The sequence below is a fragment of the Marinomonas sp. KMM3893 genome (genome assembly GCF_004352855.1).
Classification (GTDB): Bacteria; Pseudomonadota; Gammaproteobacteria; order Pseudomonadales; family Marinomonadaceae; genus Marinomonas; species Marinomonas arenicola.
The window spans coordinates 128,871-149,753 of record NZ_SJSC01000006.1 but is presented as its reverse complement, the minus strand read 5'-3'; the positions used below and the strand labels follow the sequence as shown (position 1 = coordinate 149,753).

19 protein-coding genes, 3 tRNA genes and 1 pseudogene are annotated in these 20,883 nt (G+C 42.8%); all 23 read left to right on the top strand.

Translation table 11 applies throughout. From position 1 onward, the window contains the following. Positions 1–53 precede the first annotated feature (53 nt). The 23 genes and pseudogenes from ruvC to E0D71_RS14325 all read left to right on the top strand — a co-directional run bounded on the left by ruvC (position 54) and on the right by E0D71_RS14325 (position 20,870). Complete coding sequence (gene ruvC, locus E0D71_RS14430; RefSeq protein ID WP_133004019.1) at positions 54–611, top strand: crossover junction endodeoxyribonuclease RuvC; 558 nt, start codon at positions 54–56, stop codon at positions 609–611. Next, positions 608–1,207: a Holliday junction branch migration protein RuvA gene (gene ruvA, locus E0D71_RS14425; protein ID WP_133004018.1), complete on the top strand. Its 600-nt coding sequence runs from the start codon at positions 608–610 to the stop codon at positions 1,205–1,207. Before ruvC ends, ruvA begins: the two co-directional genes overlap by 4 nt. 6 nt (positions 1,208–1,213) lie before the next feature. Further along, entirely contained in the window at positions 1,214–2,227 is a 1,014-nt protein-coding gene (gene ruvB / locus E0D71_RS14420; protein ID WP_133004017.1) for a Holliday junction branch migration DNA helicase RuvB, read from the top strand. A gap of 9 nt (positions 2,228–2,236) precedes the next feature. Further along, a complete protein-coding gene (tolQ, locus tag E0D71_RS14415) occupies positions 2,237–2,917 on the top strand; it encodes a protein TolQ (RefSeq protein WP_133004016.1) in 681 nt (226 codons plus the stop codon). Then, positions 2,917–3,345, top strand: coding sequence for a protein TolR (gene tolR, locus E0D71_RS14410; RefSeq protein ID WP_133004015.1), 429 nt, complete (start codon positions 2,917–2,919; stop codon positions 3,343–3,345). The genes tolQ and tolR overlap by 1 nt, the downstream gene beginning before the upstream one ends. Further along, a complete protein-coding gene (locus E0D71_RS14405) occupies positions 3,345–4,298 on the top strand; it encodes a cell envelope integrity protein TolA (RefSeq protein WP_133004014.1) in 954 nt (317 codons plus the stop codon). The genes tolR and E0D71_RS14405 overlap by 1 nt, the downstream gene beginning before the upstream one ends. Next, entirely contained in the window at positions 4,298–5,596 is a 1,299-nt protein-coding gene (gene tolB, locus E0D71_RS14400) for a Tol-Pal system beta propeller repeat protein TolB (protein ID WP_133004013.1), read from the top strand. The genes E0D71_RS14405 and tolB overlap by 1 nt, the downstream gene beginning before the upstream one ends. Positions 5,597–5,615: 19 nt before the next feature. Continuing rightward, positions 5,616–6,212 carry a peptidoglycan-associated lipoprotein Pal gene (pal, locus tag E0D71_RS14395; RefSeq protein WP_133004012.1) on the top strand — a complete coding sequence of 199 codons (597 nt, stop codon included), beginning with the start codon at positions 5,616–5,618 and terminating at the stop codon, positions 6,210–6,212. Beyond that, positions 6,209–6,997, top strand: a complete 789-nt coding sequence (gene ybgF, locus E0D71_RS14390) for a tol-pal system protein YbgF (protein ID WP_133004011.1) — start codon at positions 6,209–6,211, stop codon at positions 6,995–6,997. Before pal ends, ybgF begins: the two co-directional genes overlap by 4 nt. 41 nt (positions 6,998–7,038) lie before the next feature. Further along, positions 7,039–7,114, top strand: a tRNA-Lys gene (locus E0D71_RS14385). A gap of 34 nt (positions 7,115–7,148) precedes the next feature. Beyond that, positions 7,149–7,224: transfer RNA gene (locus E0D71_RS14380), tRNA-Lys, on the top strand. Positions 7,225–7,262: 38 nt separating this feature from the next. Beyond that, positions 7,263–8,309, top strand: a complete 1,047-nt coding sequence (gene nadA, locus E0D71_RS14375) for a quinolinate synthase NadA (protein ID WP_133004010.1) — start codon at positions 7,263–7,265, stop codon at positions 8,307–8,309. A gap of 192 nt (positions 8,310–8,501) precedes the next feature. Next, entirely contained in the window at positions 8,502–9,071 is a 570-nt protein-coding gene (locus tag E0D71_RS14370) for a nitroreductase (protein ID WP_133004009.1), read from the top strand. A gap of 97 nt (positions 9,072–9,168) precedes the next feature. Continuing rightward, positions 9,169–9,256: transfer RNA gene (locus E0D71_RS14365), tRNA-Ser, on the top strand. Between the two features lie 447 nt (positions 9,257–9,703). Then, on the top strand, positions 9,704–11,197 hold the full coding sequence (locus E0D71_RS14360; protein WP_133004008.1) for a sigma-54 dependent transcriptional regulator: 1,494 nt from the start codon (positions 9,704–9,706) through the stop codon (positions 11,195–11,197). 72 nt (positions 11,198–11,269) lie between these two features. Continuing rightward, the gene (locus E0D71_RS14355; protein ID WP_207923418.1) at positions 11,270–12,802 is read left to right on the top strand and encodes an AAA family ATPase; all 1,533 of its coding nucleotides are present in this window, start codon (positions 11,270–11,272) and stop codon (positions 12,800–12,802) included. Beyond that, positions 12,799–14,373 (top strand): VWA domain-containing protein, encoded by a 1,575-nt coding sequence (locus tag E0D71_RS14350; protein WP_133004007.1) that lies wholly within the window; start codon positions 12,799–12,801, stop codon positions 14,371–14,373. The genes E0D71_RS14355 and E0D71_RS14350 overlap by 4 nt, the downstream gene beginning before the upstream one ends. A 9-nt stretch (positions 14,374–14,382) precedes the next feature. Next, entirely contained in the window at positions 14,383–14,922 is a 540-nt protein-coding gene (locus E0D71_RS14345; RefSeq protein ID WP_133004006.1) for a HEPN domain-containing protein, read from the top strand. 196 nt (positions 14,923–15,118) lie between these two features. After that, positions 15,119–15,296, top strand: a pseudogene (locus tag E0D71_RS14340) (helix-turn-helix domain-containing protein). Beyond that, positions 15,293–15,532, top strand: coding sequence for a winged helix-turn-helix domain-containing protein (locus E0D71_RS17465; RefSeq protein ID WP_207923417.1), 240 nt, complete (start codon positions 15,293–15,295; stop codon positions 15,530–15,532). Before E0D71_RS14340 ends, E0D71_RS17465 begins: the two are co-directional and overlap by 4 nt. 11 nt (positions 15,533–15,543) lie before the next feature. Beyond that, entirely contained in the window at positions 15,544–16,203 is a 660-nt protein-coding gene (locus E0D71_RS14335; protein ID WP_207923416.1) for a restriction endonuclease, read from the top strand. A gap of 9 nt (positions 16,204–16,212) precedes the next feature. Then, positions 16,213–19,626 (top strand): type I restriction-modification system endonuclease, encoded by a 3,414-nt coding sequence (gene hsdR / locus E0D71_RS14330; protein ID WP_133004005.1) that lies wholly within the window; start codon positions 16,213–16,215, stop codon positions 19,624–19,626. Between the two features lie 158 nt (positions 19,627–19,784). Continuing rightward, complete coding sequence (locus E0D71_RS14325; RefSeq protein WP_133004004.1) at positions 19,785–20,870, top strand: Fic family protein; 1,086 nt, start codon at positions 19,785–19,787, stop codon at positions 20,868–20,870. Positions 20,871–20,883: the final 13 nt, after the last annotated feature.

Genomic DNA, 20,883 nt, shown 5'->3' with positions numbered 1-20,883 from the left:
AAGTTAAAGGCTGTTGAAATATACAGTAATATTGACTCTTTAATAGGTTAATGATGGCGACGACCAGAATTTTAGCAATAGACCCAGGCTCAAGAATAACGGGCTTTGGCATTATTGATGTGACTAATGGTAAGTCTGTCTATGTGAATAGCGGCTGTGTTCGCTTACCCGATGAGGCCTTATCTGTTCGCCTTAAGGTGATTTTTAATTCTGTCACCACCTTGTTGGATGAATACGCGCCAGACGAATTTGCCATTGAAGAAGTGTTTCTTGCGAAAAATGCCAACTCAGCCTTAAAACTGGGGCAAGCAAGGGGCGCGGCCATTGTGGCGGCAGCGCTCAAAGAGCTGTTTGTTAACGAGTACGCTGCGCGACGCGTCAAGCAATCTGTGGTTGGCAATGGCAACGCAGACAAAACCCAAGTGCAAGCCATGGTTCAGTTGTTATTAGGCTTGTCTTCTCCTCCGCAAGCCGACGCAGCCGATGCGCTCGCGATTGCATTGTGTCATGCTAATACAAGAACATCAGGCGGCCTGGAATATGGCGTCGGGAAAAGAGCAGGGCGAACGTCAAAGCGTTGGTCTGAAATGGATATAAGGAAAAGTGTGTGATAGGTAGGATTGCTGGAACATTGATCGAGAAATCGCCGCCGGAATTGTTGGTGGATGTAAATGGCATCGGCTATGAACTTAGCGCCTCGATGACAACGATTTATGAGTTGCCGCCGATTGGTGGTAGCGTGGTTCTGTATACGCATTTTCAAGTAAAAGAAGACTCGCATACGCTTTACGGCTTCATTGATAAAAGTGAGCGCGCGCTGTTTAAAGTACTGATCAAGGTAAATGGCATAGGCCCTAAAATGGCCTTAGCAGTCTTGTCTAGCATGTCGTCGGAAGAGTTGATTGCCAATGTGCAGGAGTCTGACGTCACTGCATTAACCAGGATTCCGGGGGTAGGTAAGAAAACCGCGGAACGCTTGATCATTGAATTAAGAGACAAATTGGGGCAAGCCGCGAAAACGGATCTTTTTTCCACCCCTGCGGTATTGAAACAAGTCCAAGCCGACCCAAGACAAGAAGCCGAAGCGGCTCTTATTTCATTGGGTTACAAACCTCAAGAAGCGGCCAAAGCGATCGCCACTGTGCCTGTAGATGCAGCGAGCAGTGAAGAGGTTATTAAAGCGGCATTAAAAGCCATGCTAAGGTAATAGAAGATGATAGAAAGTGATCGTATTATCTCGGCAGAATTAAAAGGCACAGATCGACAAGTCGATCGTGCCATTCGACCGCAGTCCCTTGCTGAGTACATCGGCCAGCCAGTGGTCAAAGAGCAAATGGATATTTTTATTCAAGCCGCTCGCCAGCGTGGAGAACCACTGGATCATTCATTGATCTTTGGGCCACCAGGGCTGGGTAAAACCACATTGGCGAATATCATTGCCAATGAAATGGGCGCAGAAATCAAAACCACTTCAGGACCTGTGCTCGAAAGGGCGGGAGATTTGGCGGCATTATTAACCAATCTTAATGAAGGTGATGTGCTCTTTATTGATGAAATACATCGCTTGAGTCCTGCTATTGAAGAGGTCTTGTATCCTGCGATGGAAGATTATCAGTTGGATATCATGATCGGGGAAGGGCCTGCGGCGCGTTCGATTAAAATTGAACTCCCACCCTTTACGCTGGTCGGAGCAACCACACGAGCGGGTTTGCTGACATCGCCGTTGCGAGACCGCTTTGGTATCGTACAGCGTTTAGAGTTTTATGATGTTGAGTCGCTGACCACGATAGTGGCGCGCTCAGCCAGCAAAATGGGCATGGAGCTTGACCAATCCGGAAGCTTTGAAGTGGCGCGTCGCTCCCGTGGTACGCCGCGAATTGCCAACCGACTGTTGCGTCGTGTTAGAGACGTGGCGCAGGTTAATGGCGATGTGTTAGTGGGGCAAAAAGTTGCTCAGCGTGCACTGGATATGTTAAGTGTAGACAGTCAAGGCTTTGATCATTTAGATCGTCGTATGTTATTGACTATGATAGAGAAGTTTGACGGCAGACCGGTTGGGTTAGACAGTGTTGCCGCGGCGGTGGGCGAAGACAAAGACACCATCGAAGATGTTATTGAGCCTTTTTTAATACAACAAGGCTTTGTTATACGAACGCCTCGAGGTCGCCAAGTTACGAAACGCGCCTACGAGCATTTTAATTACCAGTTACCTTCAGATTTTAAATAGAGGTTAAAAATGTCAATTTTGGGTTTAATTGCCAGCGCTAGTTTTGTTGTGCAAATGGTTATGTTGATACTGTTGGCAGCATCCATCTTTTCTTGGGTAATTATCTTTCAAAGAATGCGTGTGCTAAAGCAAGCTAAGAAAGTAAGAACAGAATTTGAAGATGAGTTTTGGTCCGGCATCGATTTGAGCAAGCTTTATAAAAAGCTCACACAAGAAGGTCGAAAAGTAGAAGGGATTGAAGGTATTTTTACAGCGGGTATTAAAGAGTTTACGCGCTTACGTCAAAGTCATAATGTCGAGCCTGATGCGGTTATGGAAGGGGTTCAGCGTACTATGCGCGTGGCCTTGTATCGAGAAGAAGAGAAGCTAGAAAAACACCTTTCCTTTTTGGCAACAGTGGGTTCAACAAGCCCTTATATCGGCTTGTTTGGTACGGTTTGGGGCATCATGCATTCCTTTATTGGATTGGCAGACGTGCAGCAAGCCACGCTGGCGACGGTCGCACCGGGTATCGCGGAAGCGCTTATTGCGACGGCCATTGGTTTGGTGGCTGCGATTCCAGCGGTTATTGCGTACAACCGTTTCTCAACGGTGGCAGAATCACTGGCGTCAGGTTATGAAAATTTCTCCGATGAATTCACCAGTATTCTTCATCGTAAGGTACACGTGAGAGAGGGAGGCGTAGCATAGTGCCTCGCTCTAGAAGAAGACAAAAACGTCGCCCTATGGCTGAGATCAATGTGGTTCCTTACATTGATGTTATGCTGGTGTTGTTGGTGATCTTTATGATCACTGCGCCGATGCTTACCCAAGGGGTGGATGTTAAGTTACCTAACGCCAATGCATCGCCTATTCAGCAAACAGAAACCGATGTGATGATAGCTTCTGTCGACAGTAATGGGCAGTTTTATTTGGACTTTGGCGGCAAGCAAGAGCCGATCGAGTTGGATGCTTTGCAGGCGAGGGTAAAAAAGGTATTAAACCAAAACCCTAGAATCCCCGTACTGGTCAGAGGCGATAAAAATGTCTCTTATGGTGCGGTTGTTGGTCTAATGGTGGCTTTGCAAGGAGCTGGCGTGCCCAATGTGGGATTGGTAACGGAGCCGGACAATAATTAATGAATTTGCTGAGTAAAGACAGTTACGGCGTTCCCGCCTTATTGGCGGTTGGCCTTCATCTAGTTATTGTTGCAGCGTGTTTTGTGGCGGTGGACTTTAGCGATAATGAAAAGCCTCTGCCTAAGCGACCTCCTATTGTGAATGCGACTGTGGTGGATATTTCACAGACCATTATTGGCAAGCGTGAGGAAGAAAAGAAAAAAATTATTCAGCAGCAGGCCATAGCGAAAAAAGAAAAAGAGAAAGAGAAAGAAGCTCAGCAAAAAGCCAAAAAGCTAGAGCAGAGAAAAGCGCTAGAGGCCCAAAAGAAACGCCTAGCTCAAGCTAAAGAAGCGAAGAAAAAAGCCGTTGAACAGGCTGCTGCAAAGAAAAAAGCCGCTGCTGAGAAAGAGAAGGCCGCTGACGCGGCTAAGAAAAAACAGCAAGAAGCCTTAATCGCGAAACAAGAGGCGGAAAAGAAAAAACGCATTGAGCAAGAAAAGGCCGCGCAAGAGAAAAAGCGTCAGGCGGAAGAAGCAAAACAATTAGCGGAAAAAGAGAGACAGCGTAAGCAGGCTGCCGCTCGAGAAGCGGAAAAAGAGCGCTTAGCGAAAGAAGCCGCTGAAGCGGCCGCAGCGAAAAAAGCGGAAGAAGAGAAGAAAGCCGCAGAAGAGGCGCAAATGGTGCAATCGATCAGTGGTTTAATCAATGATCGAATCACCGCTGCGTGGAATCGCCCACCGAGCGCTCGAAATGGCATGAAAACAGAGTTGGCCATTTCTTTCTTGCCGTCGGGTGAAGTGTTGGCCGTGAACATTATTAAGGGAAGTGGCGACGCCTTGTTTGATCAGCGTGCAGAAGACGCCGCAAGGAGCATTGTTGTTAAGGAGTTATCGGAAGTGGACCCTTATGTGTTTGACAGAAACTTTCGAAGAGTTGTAATTATTTTTAATCCACAGGACTTAAGAAACTAATGATATTACGTAAATGGTTCTTAGTATTTTTCACCTGCTTTGTCTTTGTTAGTACCGCAAGGGCGCAGCTTGTTATTGAAGTCACCAGCGGGGCAGATCAATTGTTGCCTATCGCTGTTGTTCCATTTGGTTACAACGGTACGGATGCGCTACCTGAAGATATTGCTCAAATTGTTCAAGACGATTTGACGCGCAGTGGTTTATTTCAGGCTATTCCGCGCTCTAGTATGCTAAGCCAACCTTCAAAAGAAGCGGATGTGTTTTATCGTGATTGGCGCTTATTAAAAAGTGATTATGTGGTGATTGGCTCGGTGAAAAAAATCGCTGCCAATCGCTATCGTGTTGGTTTTGAGTTACTCAATGTATTGAGCCAGAAGCCGGTTGAGAAGCATGCCTCCATCGATGTGAACGCTTCAAACCTTCGCGATGCGGCTCATTACATCAGTGATAAGGTGTATCAGCTATTGACTGGGCTTCCTGGCGCTTTCAGTACGCGTATTCTTTATGTAACAACAGAAGGCAATCGCCTTGCGCCTACTTTTAAATTGCAGGTGGCAGACGCAGACGGCCATAGACCTCAAGTTATCGTAGAGTCAAAAGAGCCTATCTTGTCGCCATCTTGGAGTGGGAATGGTAAGTACATTGCTTATGTGATGTTCAGAAACCGTCGTCCTAATATCTTTATTCAAGAATTGGCGACGGGGAAAAGACAGCAAGTGGCTCGCTTTAGAGGCCTAAATGGTGCACCTGCTTGGTCTCCAGATGGTAAGAAATTGGCCTTGGTGTTGTCGAAAGATGGTAACCCTGAAATCTATACGTTAAATATTGCTACACAAAAACTAGAGCGTATGACCAATCATTATGCTATTGATACAGAACCAAGCTGGGAGCCAGATGGCAAAGGTATTATTTTTACCTCTGACCGTGGTGGCAACCCGCAAATATATCGTCTTGATGTTAAGACAAAGCGTGTAGAGCGTGTTACGTTTGAAGGTGACTCAAACAGTAAGGGTGAGCTTACGCCTGATGGGCGCTACCTTGTTACGGTTCAAAAAGACGATGGTAATTACCATATCGCGCTACAAGACATGAAAACAGGTCGAGTAAAAATATTAACTCGCACCTATTTAGACGAATCGCCAACTATTGCGCCGAATGGTAGCATGGTTATGTATGCCACCAGTGAAAACGGAAAAGGCATATTGGCAGTTGTATCCGTTGATGGGCTTGTGAAATACAAGCTGCCGTCAGCAGATGGAGATGTACGTGAACCAGCATGGTCTCCGTACTTCAAATAAAGACATTAAGGAGTGAATAATGAGTGTAAATAAACTAGGTAAGTTTGCTGTAATCGGTTTATCTGCGGCTTGGATTGCGGGTTGTAGCACAACCTCAACTGACACGGATTCTGCGACAACAGCGACAGACGAAGCAGCAGCAACGACTGAACAAGCAGCGGACGCAGCAACGGATGCAGCGGATCAATCTTATGGTGCAAACCAAGATGGCGCAGTAAGCAGTGTGATTGTTGATGATGGTCAAGCTAAAGCAGACGAAGCAAACAGCATGAGCATGCTTGATGGTGTTCAAACTGTATTCTACTTCGATTTTGACAAATCTGTTGTTCGCCCAGCGGCTCGTGAAGCGCTTGCTAAACACGCTCAATACCTTATTTCGCATCCAGAAGCTCGCGTTGTTCTAGAAGGTCATGCGGATGAGCGTGGTACTCGTGAGTACAACATGGCATTGGGTGAGCGTCGTGCTAAAGCGGTTAGCCGTTACTTGACTATTCAAGGCGTTGCAGCATCTCAAATCGAAACCGTTAGTTTCGGTGAAGAAGTGCCTGTTGCCTTTGGTCATGATGCCTCTTCTTGGCAGCTAAATCGTCGAGTAGAAGTACGTTACGAAAAATGATCGTAAATAAGCTTATTTCTCGCTCCTTTGCAGTGGGGCTGTTTTTAACAGCCCCACTAGCAATGGCTGCTAATCAGCAGGCAGGAACCTTGCCCGCCCATGCTGCAGCCGAACTGCTTTCACAATTGGATTCGCTTCAATCGGAAGTGCGAGATCTTAGAGGGCAACTAGAACAGCAGGGACATGAATTGTCTCAAATGAAAGCGCAACAGCGAGATCGTTATATTGATCTTGATAAGCGTATTTCTCTGCTAATGTCAGCTTCTGCCGCTAGGCAAAATAGTCAAGTTTCCCAGGCAAATACAAGTGTGGCTCCTGCCGCTATTCCAGCGACACTTGATGCGAAAAAAGAGTCATTAGATAGTATTTCTTCGGTTCAATTAGCGCCGATTGCACTCACTCCTGTGTCACCACAAGCCCGCTCGGCTTATGATGATGCTTATAGTTTGATTCGCAGTAAGCAATTTGAGACGGCCGAAGTGGCTTTTACAGAATTCGTAAAAGATTACCCAGATAACACGCTTACTGGTAATGGCTACTATTGGCTTGGGGAATTAAAACTTGTTCTTGGCAAGCCTAAAGAAGCCGCTCAAGCCTTTACTACCGTCATTAAAAAGTTTCCAGGTCATAGCAAAGAGCCTGATGCGCTATATAAACTTGGAATTGTCAATGATCAGTTGGGCAATGCGAGTGCATCTAAGTCTTATCTTCAGGATGTAATTAGTCGTTTTCCTGAAAGCAAAACCGCTAAGCTAGCAACAAGTTATTTAAGTAGCATGAAATAGCTTGCAATTCTCAACGGGCTCTGTAATATACGCAACCCGTTGGGTCGTTAGCTCAGTTGGTAGAGCAGTTGACTTTTAATCAATTGGTCACTGGTTCGAATCCAGTACGACCCACCAACTTTTTCCTATTTACTATCTTTCTGTGATTTTTGGGTCGTTAGCTCAGTTGGTAGAGCAGTTGACTTTTAATCAATTGGTCACTGGTTCGAATCCAGTACGACCCACCAAATATCACCTCGCTCCAAGTGCCTGAAGGGGTAATTGTATGTCCGAACTTTTTGATAAAGTTGCATTACGAGCTACTGTTCAACAACACCTGTCTGCCGCTGAAAAATCCCTTGAAAGCCCTGCCTTGGACAACGACGCTCTTCGCGAAGAAATCAAAACGCTATTGAAGCAAAAAAACGCCGTGCTGGTTGCTCATTACTATACTGATGATGCGATTCAAGAGCTTGCAGAAGAGACAGGCGGTGTGATTGCTGACTCCCTAGAAATGGCGCGCTTTGGTGCCAATCATGAGGCCGAGACCTTAGTGGTTGCAGGCGTTAAGTTCATGGGTGAGACAGCTAAAATCCTCAGTCCTGAAAAAACCATTTTAATGCCAACCTTGGAAGCCACTTGCTCCCTAGATATTGGTTGTCCTATCGATGATTTTTCCGCTTTCTGTGATCAATATCCTGATCGCAAGGTTGTGGTTTACGCAAACACTTCTGCCGCCGTAAAAGCGCGTGCTGACTGGGTTGTTACGTCCAGCATTGCCCTGGATGTTGTGAACCATCTGAATGACATGGGCGAAAAGATTATTTGGGCGCCAGATCAACATCTTGGTGGTTATATTCAGCGTGAAACAGGCGCGGATATGATCCTTTGGGACGGTGCTTGTATTGTCCATGAAGAGTTCAAAGCAAAAGGCATTCTTGATCTAAAGAGCATTTATCCTGATGCGGCTGTGTTGGTTCACCCTGAATCACCTGAGCCGGTTGTTGAAGTGGCGGACGTTGTTGGTTCTACTTCACAGCTGCTTAAAGCATCAAAAGAAATGAGTAATGAAACCTTTATTGTGGCAACAGATAGAGGTATTTTTTACAAGATGAAGCAAGCGTCTCCAGGTAAGCGTTTTGTAGAAGCGCCTACGGCTGGTTCTGGTGCAAATTGCCGCAGTTGTGCGCATTGCCCTTGGATGGCGTTAAACTCGTTGGAACTGCTTCGCAATGCTTTGAGAGATGGCACTGACGAGATCTTCGTTGCAGAAGAAACTCGAGCAAAAGCCTTGATTCCATTGCAGCGCATGCTGGACTTTCAAGTTAGCTGATTCCTAATTTGAGGCGGTGCGATAACCGCCTCAAATCTTCACTCCCTCCCGTTGTTTCCCCATCATTTTGTTTTTGAATCCTCTTTATTTCTTTAAAAGAGTAGACCTTAAAAAGCGTTATATGATATTCATTATCATTAAATCATCTTTTAATAAGCACCCCGATATAGATCGACAGGAAACTTCTTCTTTATGAGTAACGATATTATCAAGTTTATGCGAAATCGAGTGTCTCAGCCTGCTCTTGAGCTGCCAGCCCCGACGAAAAATGAATGGCTTGAAGTGCTTGATGCCGCAAGTCGAGCGGCAGATCACGGCAACCTGAAGCCTTGGCGTTTTCGAGTCTATGAAGGGGAAGGGCGCAACGCAATTGGGCAAATCTACTGGCAGCAGGCTCTGAGCGAGCTGCCAAACTTAGAAGCCGCTAAAGAAGCATCGTTTGTGAAAAAGGCTTTCAGAGCGCCAGCCATTCTATTGGTTTATGCCAGCACTCAAGCGCACCCAAAAGTGCCTGCTGTAGAGCAAATTATGGCGGCCTCAGCCGCTGCGCAACAGGCTATGTTAGGGCTCAATTCACTGGGCTATGGCACCATGTGGCGCAGTGGGCCTGCATGTTTCACGCAGAAAACCAAAGATTTATTGAATCTTGAAATGAACGATCAAATTGTCGGCTTAATCTATGTGGGCACACCAACAGGTAAAAAAGCGAACGCGCCAGCGGACACCGGCATTGAAGATCGTATTGAATGGATAGATTGTTAGAAAAGGCATTCTTTTTTATAAAAAAAGGCTTGCAATACAATGACTTCATAATTAATATACGCGCACAAATTACGCAGAGCGTGATTGGCCGGTATATGGTGAGCTGTCCGAGTGGCCGAAGGAGCACGCCTGGAAAGCGTGTATGTCGAAAGGCATCAAGAGTTCGAATCTCTTGCTCACCGCCATTATTTCTTGGTTCTGGATCTATTCAGGATCAAATAAAAAGCCCTTAGTATTCATTTACTAAGGGCTTTTTTGCGTTTGGCTTAAGTGTGTGTGCGCGCCAAACGCAGTGCTTAAAGCATCAAAATCAAAATAAATATTTTTCCGCACTGTACTAAGTCGATCACTTTACTCCAATCTTTTACATTTCTCCTTGCTCGCTAATGAGCTTAATCTCCTAGAGAAACCGCTGAGAATTAGAGTGTTAGTGTCATAGGTGGTGGTCAGTAAGATGCAGAAGGTTTTAAAAATACTCTCATATGTTGCAAGTGGCTCGTTTGGTCTATTTGTCTGGATATTGTCAGGATTTATCCTTTATTCGCTCATAAAAAAAGTGCTATGTTACGGACTGTAATGCCATAGGTGGTATTTAACTCATTAATTTAGATACAAATGGACAAGGATTTCCTTTGAGAAAGACGCTGGTAACTTGGATTGGTCAGCATGACTTAGATGGTGCTTTAAAGCTTGAGCACCATGGCCCTATCTATTCCGCCTTGAGTGCGTTTGATTTTGATGAGGTCGTTCTTCTGTGTAACTACTCAAGTCAGCAAGGAAAAAACTACGTAAAGTGGCTTGAAAGCAAATTAAGCGATCAGACTTCTTTGAGGCTGACGCAAGTCACCTTAGTGTCTCCCGTGGATTTTTCCTCTATTTATGTAGCAGCGAATGAATGCCTTTCTGAGCTCGCTCAATCAAAGTGTGAACTTTCTATTTTACTGAGTCCGGGCACTCCAGCGATGCAGGCCGTGTGGGTTTTACTTGGCAAGACAAAATATCCAGCGCAATTTATTCAGTCCAGTAGAGAAAAGGGGGCTGAGCTAGTACAAATTCCTTTTGATATTGCGGCTGAATACACGCCATTGGCCAATGTATTATCGTCTACTAAACTGACGCAGTTATCTGAGTCCTTTCCAAATCAAAGCCCTGCTTTTAGCGAAATAGTCACACAAAACCCATTAATGGAGCGACTTAAGCAGCAGGCTCAAATCCTTGCAAAACACGATGTGCCAGTGCTTATTCAAGGTGAAACAGGAACCGGTAAAGAATTATTTGCGAGGGCGATACACAATGCCAGTAACCGAGCGGATCAGCCCTTTGTCGCTGTAAACTGCGGTGCTTTCCCCCTCGACTTGATTGACTCTATTTTATTTGGCCATAAAAAAGGCGCGTTTACTGGAGCATCCTCCGATCGTCTTGGCGTTTTTCAGCAAGCCAACAAGGGCACGCTTTTTTTGGATGAGTTCGGTGAGTTGGAAGCCAGTGTTCAGGTTAGGTTATTAAGAGTATTGCAAGAGGGTGTTGTTACGCCTGTCGGTGCGACCAAAGAAGAAAGTGTCGATGTTCGTTTGATCTGCGCAACCAATAAAGATCTTTTGCAAGCTGTAGCAAATGGAGAGTTTCGTGAAGACTTGTTTTACCGTGTAGCAGTAGGAGTACTAAATTTACCACCTATTAAAAACCGAAGTGGCGACATTACCTTGTTAGCAAATGCTTTACTCACTCAAATCGCTAAGCAGCTTAATCCCCTTGCTAAAAACGATGAAGATAAAAAACTTTCTCCTAATGCAATAAATCTTATCCTTAAACATTCTTGGCCTGGCAACGTTCGTGAACTACACAGTACATTATTACGTGCTTACTTGTGGTCACAAGGCGGAAGTATTGATGAGCAAGACTTAAAAGCGGCTATGTTTCCTAAACAATCGAATAACAACGATATTTTTTCACATGATTTATCTAACCCTATTGATTTGCAAGAGATTTTAGACGAAGTGGAAGAATACTATTTAAGGCTAGCTTGGCAAAAAACCTTAGGTAAAAAGACAAAAGCATCCGAATTACTGGGTATCAAAAGCTATCAGAATTACAGCAATCGACTGGAAAAATTCAAAATTAATTAAAGTTGGCACACCAATAGCTATAACTCTAAAAAATACAACTATTGTCATTAAAACGAAAAAGGAATCTTCATTTTGAATACTCAAGAATTAACGCCTGCTACGAACAGACAAACGCGCTTAAAACAATTGATGAAAGATATGAATACGGGACTATTTGAGCGTCACGAACAAGTTAAATTGCTTTTGCTAGCTGCTTTATCAGGAGAGCATATTTTATTACTTGGGCCTCCTGGAACGGCAAAAAGTGAATTAGCAAAACGTCTAAGAAGTGTATTTGTTGAAGCGGATTATTTTGAACGCTTGTTAACACGTTTTTCTGTACCAGAAGAGTTGTTTGGTCCTTTATCAATCAAAGCATTAGAGGAAGATAGATACAATCGTTTGACCAGCGGCTATTTGCCTGAGGCCTCCGTTGCTTTCATAGATGAAATTTTCAAAGCTAATAGCGCTATTTTGAATAGTCTTCTTACACTACTTAACGAACGTAAATTCGATAATGGAAACACTCGTAAATCAGTACCTTTAATTTCTGTTGTTGCAGCGAGCAATGAGTTACCAGAAGGCGAAGAGTTAAGCGCCCTATACGATAGATTCATGATACGTAGTTTTGTGAAGCCAGTATCTGATGATTCCTTTGAACCCTTGCTTCGTATGGCTGGAAGGAGCTGTGACCCCGATTTAAGTAGTCGCTTAAAAGTTGATGAGTTGCACGAAGTACAAAGAATATCTGAAAAGGTAGAGCTAAGTTCATCCGTTATCAGTCTGTGTAAGGAATTTCGTGACTACCTTAAAGTGGAAGATATTTATGTGTCTGATCGCCGTTGGCGAAAAATCATCAAATTGCTAAAAGTGTCAGCCTTCACATCAGGTCAAATGGAAGTAACAAACTATGACGCTTGGATCATGCCACACTGTTTATGGGAACAACCTGATCAGTTATTAGGGCTTCAAGAATTATATTTACGTTCAATGGTTATTGATGGTGACTTTACCAATTCGTCAGTCACAAAAACTATCTCAGGATTAGAAAGCGTCCTTAGTAATGATCAGAAGCAGAAAAAGCAAAAAACTAATGCTAAAGGAAAGCTTTTATTTGTTACCTCAGATGGTAAAGAGACGACCAAAGCTAAAGAACAAATCCAAAAGAAACATTCGAATGGTAAATTACTATACATAGACAGGTATCAAGAGGAGACAACATCCAAAGGTAGTAGTTATGATGAAAATGAGCCTTGTATGATCGACATCGATAATGAACCACTTTTGATTTCTATACCATTTTCGAATTTTCACATTGAGGGCAGAGTTAGTGAGACGGTATCAATTAAAGAAAAAATCAAAAAACATTTAGTCACTCTTGAAGATAATATTTCCGCTGTTGATGTCATTTTTGATAATCACATTTGGGTTGATCAAGATTTAAAATTAGAAGTTGTAAGAAGCTATCAAACAGCAAAAGAGCATACAGAAAAGCTTTTAAAACGTGCGGAAAAGCTTGTTGAAGGCTTTAAGTCTTTGCCGGTTGAAGAACCTATAGCAATAATCAATGATTCCTCAGATTCAGATAACGATACAGAGGACACATTAGAAGGCGAGTTGGTGTGATTAAGCAAAAAATAGCGCCTTCAGGAGTATTTAACCAGCTTAATAACCAATTTATAGCGGTTGAATTGGTTCCAGAAGCATTGCTGCCAACCATATTCGCCCATACTTCGGGTGGAGATTTAACGGCTCGCTGTGAATCAGTAGCAAGTTTTAGACAGAGTTTATTAGAAGGTACGACTCTGATGTCACCCGTTCCATGGCTGCCTGACGAAGTACAAAGCAGAGTGCTTGGGGCAATTGTACAGACAGGGCTACCTTCTTATTGTTATGAAAATGAAGAAGTAACAGATGCTCTGATAGTCGATTTATTTCATGCTCTAGAAAATAAGCATTCTGAAGTAAACACACTGCTTTTACCTTTGATTAAAAATAGCGAAGAACAAGAGCTGAGACAGATAAAATTAGCGTTGGAAGACAAAAAAATACAGCCTAGAAATATGAAGCAACTGGAATTATCCGAAGATCAGAAGCTAAAGATTCATACTAAGTGTGAATCTTTAGCTTGGCTTCAAGCTATCCCTCAATTAGATTCTGGAATTGATCTTCTTCCTTCTATCTGGAAAGAACGTGTAGAGGTGTGGCAAGAGCTCAAGTCTGTCTTTGATGACCTCGGGGTTCTAAGTGGATTAGGTTATGGTTTGTCTAAGGGCTTCTTTCAAAGTCATGGATGGATGAATTTAGTCGAGCTACATAAAGTCATTAAAAAACTACCCAGTTTACAAGACGTTATTCGCACTATGGGGCGGATGAAGGATTGTGACGGTACGCCTATTGTCGAGCAAATTGCTAAACAAATGAGCATTTCATTTAAGTATCAATACGAAGTAAAAACACCTTGGGTACCTGAAGAAGCCAAAGGCATTACTCGATCAGACTCTGTTAGCAGAATGCTTCCTCAGGAAGCGGTTATGTTAGTTCATCCTATTTTAAAAAAACTTTGGCATGCGCGTCGGGCTGAAAGTGCATTGGTAAGTTATGCCTTTGAGGGAACCGACATAATTTCAGAAGATCGTGAGCAACAGGTCGAAAAGCCAGAAGATCAAGCTGGACTTCGACAAGCACGCAATCGTGGACCAATGATTATTTGCTTAGATACATCCGGCTCTATGGCTGGGACACCAGAAAATATTGCAAAAGCATTGGTTTTAGAGTGTTTGACTGTTGCTACCAAAGAAAAAAGAGCCTGTTACATTTATCTGTTTGGCAGTCAGAATGAAGTCCAGGAGATTGAGTTAAATCTTACTCCTGAGGGCTTAGAAAGGATGGTTACTTTTCTTTCCATGTCATTTGGTGGTGGCACCGATGCTGAAGGACCACTCAACCTTGCTTTAAAACAAAGCGATAAGGAAGATTGGGAGAAAGCTGACATTTTGTTAGTTAGTGATGGAGAGTTTTCTTTATCCGCTGGACTGAGTCGCAAGATAAACAATCGCAAGGAGCAACGAGGGCTATCTGTCCAAGGTGTTCTTATTGGCCATCATAGTAGTGCTATGGCAAAAGTTTGTGATCCATTGCATCACTTTTCAAAATGGATTGATCTACAACTTCATTCGTCAGCCACATCAATTTAGGAAGCTATTGTGTCTAAGTCTAAAGAAAACTTTGATATCGCTATTCAAGATTCTGAACGCCTGCTTGAAGCCTATGACAAGCTAAATAGAGACAGGGTTGATAATCGTGACCCCGAAGAGTTAAAACGAGCCGCGTTGATAATGACACTAACGGCTTGGGAGACCTACGTAGAAGACCGTATATCTGAAGAGTTGCATTTACAAATGCGTCCTCTTAAAGGTTCGCAGGTCGAGCGTTTTGTTATTAGTTCGCTAGATCGTGACCTACGATACTTTCATACACCGAACACCCGTAAAACTAAAGATTTCTTTGAGCGTTTTCTAAATATTGATGTTACCCAAAATTGGGCCATTGCAGGCCAAGAAAAACAAGACACATGCGCCCGTTTAGATAATTGGATAAAAAAACGTGGGGAAGCGGTTCATCGCTCAGTAACAAATAAACAAGACTCTCATCTAGTCAGTCGTGATGATATGCGAAAATGCTTATCTTTTTTTAAGTTGCTGGTGGAGGCGACGGACAAAGCGTTAAGCGAATCAGCTGAGTAATACTGTATAGAAGAATTAAATCAAGCCCTCCAGCACCCTCATGCGTGAAGGTTTTGGTGGCTGCCGATTTTAGATGGCGCAGATTGAGTCTATTTATTTGAAGTGACATATATGAATTATTGTTCCTTCCCCAATTTTCTCGTATTCTCTCAGTATCAATTATAGATAATTCAATCCAAGCAAGATGGTGCTCTTAATGGAAGATCAAATCTTAACCTTGAGAGAAGTTGCTGCTTACTTAAAGTTAGCTGAAAAAAACAGCATATCGACTAGCAAGTGGAGGTAAGTTGCCCGGCTTTAAAGTTGGTGGTTCATGGCGTTTTAAACGTGAAGACCTAGACGAATGGATAGAGAAACAAAAGGAAAACGGATGATTCCCAATTACCAAGACTGCATGAGGCCTTTTCTTCTGGCGCTTCAACAGTCAACTACAAACGAAGTGAAGCTCCGTGACGTCATCAACAATATAGCGGAACATTTCGACCTCACAGACGCAGAGCGTATTGAACCACTTCCCAGTGGTAAACAGCCTATCTTGCTAAAGCGGGCCTTATCGATAGCCCACGCCGTGCGCACTTTGTTATTACTCATCGTGGCATTACTGCTTTAAAAACACCGAATTTGGATATTAATAATCAATATCTTAAACAGTTTGATGAATTTGTTGCCTTTACGAATTTAAGCAATACAAAAGCAACAGTAGAAAACACGCAACAAGTGTCAATCAAACTAGATCAACAAGAAGACAGCAGTGGCATCACGCCTGATGAGGCGCTTCGTAATGCGTATAAGACCATTAACGACGCACTTGCTCAAGACATCCTGGAACGAACTCGTGGTGTTTCTCCAGCTTTTTTTGAACAGCTATTAATAGACTTACTCATCGCTATGGGTTACGGCGGCACGGAAGAGGGCACAGCTCATGCTTTAGGAAAGTCTGGTGACAACGGTGTCGATGGCGTCATCAATCAAGACCCTTTAGGTGTAGATCAAATCTACATCCAAGCGAAACGCTACAAGCAAGGTAACAATATTAGCTCTGGTGACATTCGTGACTTCTTTGGTGCACTAAACCTACACAACGCTCAAAAGGGCTTGTTTATCACCACGTCAGACTTTACGAACTCCGCGATAGACACCGCTCAAAAACTCAGCACCAGAATCGTACTAGTGAGCGGAAATGACTTAGCCAAGCTTATGTTGCACTACAACATTGGTAGCCGAGATGAACAGGTATTAAAACTCAAGAAAATTGATGAAGAGTTTTTTGAAGGATTCTAAGGAAAGGTTATGAGGCAGGTAAGTAATTTCGATTTTTTAAAAAAACACCAAGATTGGTTATTTAAATTAGCTGAAAGCGCTGAACTAAACTTTTCTTCTGACCCTAACACTTCGCTTATAAAGGTGCGGCAACTAGGTGAGGCTATAGCGCAATCGATTGCTGCCCGCATAGGTATAGAGTCTGGTAGTAATGTAAAACAAGTCGACCTTCTACGAGATCTCGATTATAACTTACGCTTAGACGATAACGTTCGAGATGCATTTCACACTATCCGTAAGCTAGGCAACACCGCAACCCATCAATTTGACAGTACGAGCCATAGAGATGCGTTAAAAGCAATCATGGTCGGTCATGCATTAGCGATGTGGTTTCATACTACCTTTGGTGGAGACGCTGCCAAAGGCTTCAAAATTACAAAATTTATTAAGCCACAAGACCCGTCTGAATATGTTCGTCAACTTGAAGAGCAAGTTGAGCAATTAAAAAGTGAATCACAGCGAAGCTCCGAACGGATCAAAACTGCTGAAACATTAAACAAAATTGAATCAGAGAAAGCGTTAGCAGAACGTGAACGTGCTGAAAAAATGGCTGAAGATAAAGCCGTTTGGGAACAACTTGCCTTAGACAGTGAAAAGGAAACCGAAAGATATAAAGCTGTAGCGGAAGCTGCTAACCAAGAACACGCTAAATCATTCCAAGCAAAACCCAAACAAGAGCAAGCGGCAGAGCTCAAACGTATTGAAAAATCAATGTTTGAAATGGATGAAGCTGAAACTCGTGTTGTGATTGATCAACAATTAAATGATGCAGGCTGGGAAGCAGATACTGAAAATCTACGTTATTCCAAAGATGCTCGTCCTGAACCAAGTAAAAATAAGGCCATTGCAGAGTGGCCGACTCAATCTGGACCTGCTGACTATGCTCTATTTATCGGAATGACACTTGTTGGTGTGATCGAAGCGAAAAAGAATGCAAAAAATGTCTATAGCGCAATAGATCAGGCTAAACGATATGCCAAAGGGGTTGAAAACCTCCCTAAAGATGTAGAAGTAACTCAATATGGTGAATTTAATGCTCCGCTGACTTTTGCTACCAATGGTCGTGCCTATTTAAAACAATTAGAGCAAGAAAGCGGCATCTGGTTTTTAGATGTTCGCGATAATACGAATCGTCGTAAAGCATTGAAAGGTTGGTATTCGCCGCAAGAAATTAAAACGTATTTACGTCAAACTCCGCAACAAGCCAATGCTGAATTGGATGATATGGGATTTGACTATGAACTAAAGCTTCGTGACTATCAAAAAACGGCCATTTTAAGTGTTGAGCAAGCCATTAAAGACGGTAAAGAAAGGGCGATGGTTGCTATGGCGACAGGGACGGGTAAAACCAAAACCTGTATTGCGCTTGTTTATCGGCTTCTTAAGGCAGAACGATTTCGCCGTATTCTCTTCTTAGTAGATCGAAGTGCGCTGGGAGAGCAAGCCACAGTGGATTTTGGTGAAGTAAAAATGGAAAGCATCACCAATTCATTTGCGGACACATTTGAAGTCTTGGGGATTGAGCCAGACAAATCAGCTAAACCATTTCCAGAAGAAGGTACAAAAGTTCATATTGCAACGGTTCAAGGGTTAGTCAAACGTATTATGTACCCTTCAGATAACGCGACTAAACCCGGTGTTGGTCAATATGATTGTATCGTTGTAGATGAGTGTCACCGAGGTTATCTACTAGACCGTGAACTAAGTGACACGGAAGTAACCTTTCGAGATCAAAAAGACTATATGTCAAAGTACAGAACCGTTATTGAGTATTTTGATGCGTTTAAAGTGGGGTTAACCGCAACACCTGCGCCACATACCAAAGACATTTTTGGCGCTCCTGTATTTACTTATACATATACAGAAGCCGTAATCGATGGTCACTTAGTCGATCATTTACCGCCAATTCGTGTTCATACCAAACTCAATACGGATGGTATTAATTACAAAGTAAACGAAGAAGTGCAAGTTTACGATACGAACACTCAGCAATTTGGCCTTATCAATACACCCGATGAGCTTAACTTTGAGGTGGCTCAGTTCAACCGCAAAGTTATTGTGCCTGAGTTTACTAAACAGATATGCCGTTGGTTAATAGAAAGCGACTCCTTAAATCCTTATTCTCAAGAAAAAACTTTAATATTCTGTGTTACCGACAAACACGCAGATGATGTGGTTGAGGCATTAAAAGAAGCCTGTGAAAGTTACCATGGTGAAGTGGATGATGATGCCATTCAAAAGATAACGGGGGCATCAGATAAACCGCTGGAAAAAATACGTCGATATAAAAATGACAGGCTACCTAATATAGCAGTTACGGTAGATTTACTCACCACAGGTGTGGATGTGCCAAAAATTTGCAGCTTGGTCTTCTTAAGACGTGTAAACAGCCGAATTTTATTTGAACAAATGTTGGGCCGTGCGACACGTCGTTGTGACGAAATCTCCAAAGAGAGGTTTCGTATTTTTGATGGGGTAGATATCTATAAACAGCTTGAAAAAGTAAACACCATAAAACCTGTTGTGACCAAAGTTGATATCACTTTTACTGAACTCGAAAATGAAATAAAACAAGGCCCTGACCCTAAGCTGCAGCAATTAGCAAAAGATCAATTTCTTGCCAAGTTACAAAGTAAAAAGAACTATCTTTCTCCTGAGCAACATGCTGAGTTTGAAAGCATAGTCGGTAAACCACCGAAAGAGTTTGCGCAAGAAATCAAAAGCATGGGACTACAACAAGTTGCGGATTGGTTTGTGAATAACCCAGGGTTAGGCGAGCTACTTGATTTAAGAGTGTCAGGAGCTGGTGGCAACAATCACATTGTTATCTCAGCGCATGAAGATGAAGTGACTGGAACGTCAACTGGATATGGCAGTGGACAAAAACCAGAAGATTACCTTTCCGCCTTTAATCAATTTGTTAATGCTAACAGTAACCGTATGGTGGCGATTCAAACTGTCATACAACGTCCTTGGGATTTAACCCGAGATGGACTAAAACAATTGGCGTTAGAGCTAGAGAAAAATGAATTTCGTGAGCAAGACCTAAAAGTCGCTTGGAAAGAGGTGAAAAACGAAGAGATCGCTGCGCGTATTATCGGTTTTATTCGTCAAGCCGCATTAGGTGGTGCATTGGTTCCCTATGAGCAACGGGTTGATAACGCCTTAGCGAGTATTCTAAGTCGCCAACCATGGAAAACACCGCAAAGGGAATGGCTCGAAACCATCGCAGGGCAAATAAAAGCGAATGTGATTGTTGATGAGAGCAACCTTAACGAAGGTATCTTTAAACAAATTGGTGGCACCAAACGCGCAAATAAATTGTTTGAACAACCCATTGCAGATATTTTGAATGACTTTAATAAAGCGCTCTGGGCAAGTTAATGCACATTAATACATGAAACCATGTGCACGACTAAAAAACACGCATATAAAAATTAGGTTTTGTGTGCATTTGTGCTAGCATGCGCACAAATTAATGTGTTTTTAATGCATATGTTTTGAACGTGCCCAGAGAATCAAAGAAGCGGTGGCAAACCCCCATGACAAATAGCAATGGAAATAACCCTGTGTTTACGCCGTTAGCGCAACTTGGCGATATAGAGACCAAAGCCGTTTTAAAGGCGACAGCGAAAGCGCATCAGGCGCTGGGTGAGTTAAAAGGATTGGCTGTCACCTTGCCAAACCAATACATCTTGTTAGCAACCTTATCCTTACAAGAAGCGAAAGAAAGTTCAGAAATCGAAAACATCATTACAACACAAGATGATTTATACCGTAGCCACTATCCATCCCAACAATTTACCTCTCACAATGCAAAAGAAGTCCATTGTTACGCCAAGGCACTAGAGGTTGGCTACGAAACCGTTATAAAAACAGGAATATTGACCAACAATACCATTATCGATATCCAGCGTATTATAGAAAATAACGACGCAGGGTTTAGAAAGCAGGGTGGAACAAAGCTAGTTAATCAACAAACTCAGCAAATTGTTTATACACCGCCACAAACGGGCGATGACATTATTAAGTTAATGAGTGAGTTAGAGGCTTTTATCAATAATGATGAACTCAGTGACTATGATGACTTAGTTAAAATGGCCTTGATTCATCATCGATTTGAAAGCATTCACCCATTTTACGACGGTAACGGCAGAACTGGCCGCATCGTAAACATACTGTTTTTAAGTAAACAAAACCTGTTAGGTGCACCTATTCTGTATCTTTCACGTTACCTGAACAGAAACAAAGCAGAATACTATGAGTTGTTACAACAGGTACGGGAAACCAATCACTGGGAACCTTGGTTGCTGTATATGCTAAAAGCATTACAAATAACCAGTCAAGATACCTTAGCGACCATTAAAGCCATGATGGTATTAATGCAAAAACATAAGCACCTAATTAAGACGCAGCTGCCAAAACTCTATAGCCACGAGTTGATTAACAACCTGTTTATACACCCTTATACAAAAGTGGAATTTTTAGTGAACGAGCTAAATATACACCGTAATACGGCCAGTAAATACTTGAACCAGCTTGTGGATATTGGCGTCTTAACGAAACACAAACTGGGTAAAGACAACTACTACCTAAACACCGAATTATTTAATTTGTTTACTCATTAACGCGTAAACAATT

Excerpts from the sequence above, each read along its gene's own strand:
- tolQ (WP_133004016.1), top strand. The coding sequence starts at position 2,237 with ATGTCAATTTTGGGTTTAATTGCCAGCGCTAGTTTTGTTGTGCAAATG.
- nadA (WP_133004010.1), top strand. The coding sequence starts at position 7,263 with ATGTCCGAACTTTTTGATAAAGTTGCATTACGAGCTACTGTTCAACAA.
- ybgF (WP_133004011.1), top strand. The coding sequence starts at position 6,209 with ATGATCGTAAATAAGCTTATTTCTCGCTCCTTTGCAGTGGGGCTGTTT.
- E0D71_RS17465 (WP_207923417.1), top strand. The coding sequence starts at position 15,293 with ATGATTCCCAATTACCAAGACTGCATGAGGCCTTTTCTTCTGGCGCTT.
- E0D71_RS14325 (WP_133004004.1), top strand. The coding sequence starts at position 19,785 with ATGACAAATAGCAATGGAAATAACCCTGTGTTTACGCCGTTAGCGCAA.
- ruvC (WP_133004019.1), top strand. The coding sequence starts at position 54 with ATGGCGACGACCAGAATTTTAGCAATAGACCCAGGCTCAAGAATAACG.
- E0D71_RS14405 (WP_133004014.1), top strand. The coding sequence starts at position 3,345 with ATGAATTTGCTGAGTAAAGACAGTTACGGCGTTCCCGCCTTATTGGCG.
- tolB (WP_133004013.1), top strand. The coding sequence starts at position 4,298 with ATGATATTACGTAAATGGTTCTTAGTATTTTTCACCTGCTTTGTCTTT.
- E0D71_RS14370 (WP_133004009.1), top strand. The coding sequence starts at position 8,502 with ATGAGTAACGATATTATCAAGTTTATGCGAAATCGAGTGTCTCAGCCT.
- ruvB (WP_133004017.1), top strand. The coding sequence starts at position 1,214 with ATGATAGAAAGTGATCGTATTATCTCGGCAGAATTAAAAGGCACAGAT.
- pal (WP_133004012.1), top strand. The coding sequence starts at position 5,616 with ATGAGTGTAAATAAACTAGGTAAGTTTGCTGTAATCGGTTTATCTGCG.
- hsdR (WP_133004005.1), top strand. The coding sequence starts at position 16,213 with ATGAGGCAGGTAAGTAATTTCGATTTTTTAAAAAAACACCAAGATTGG.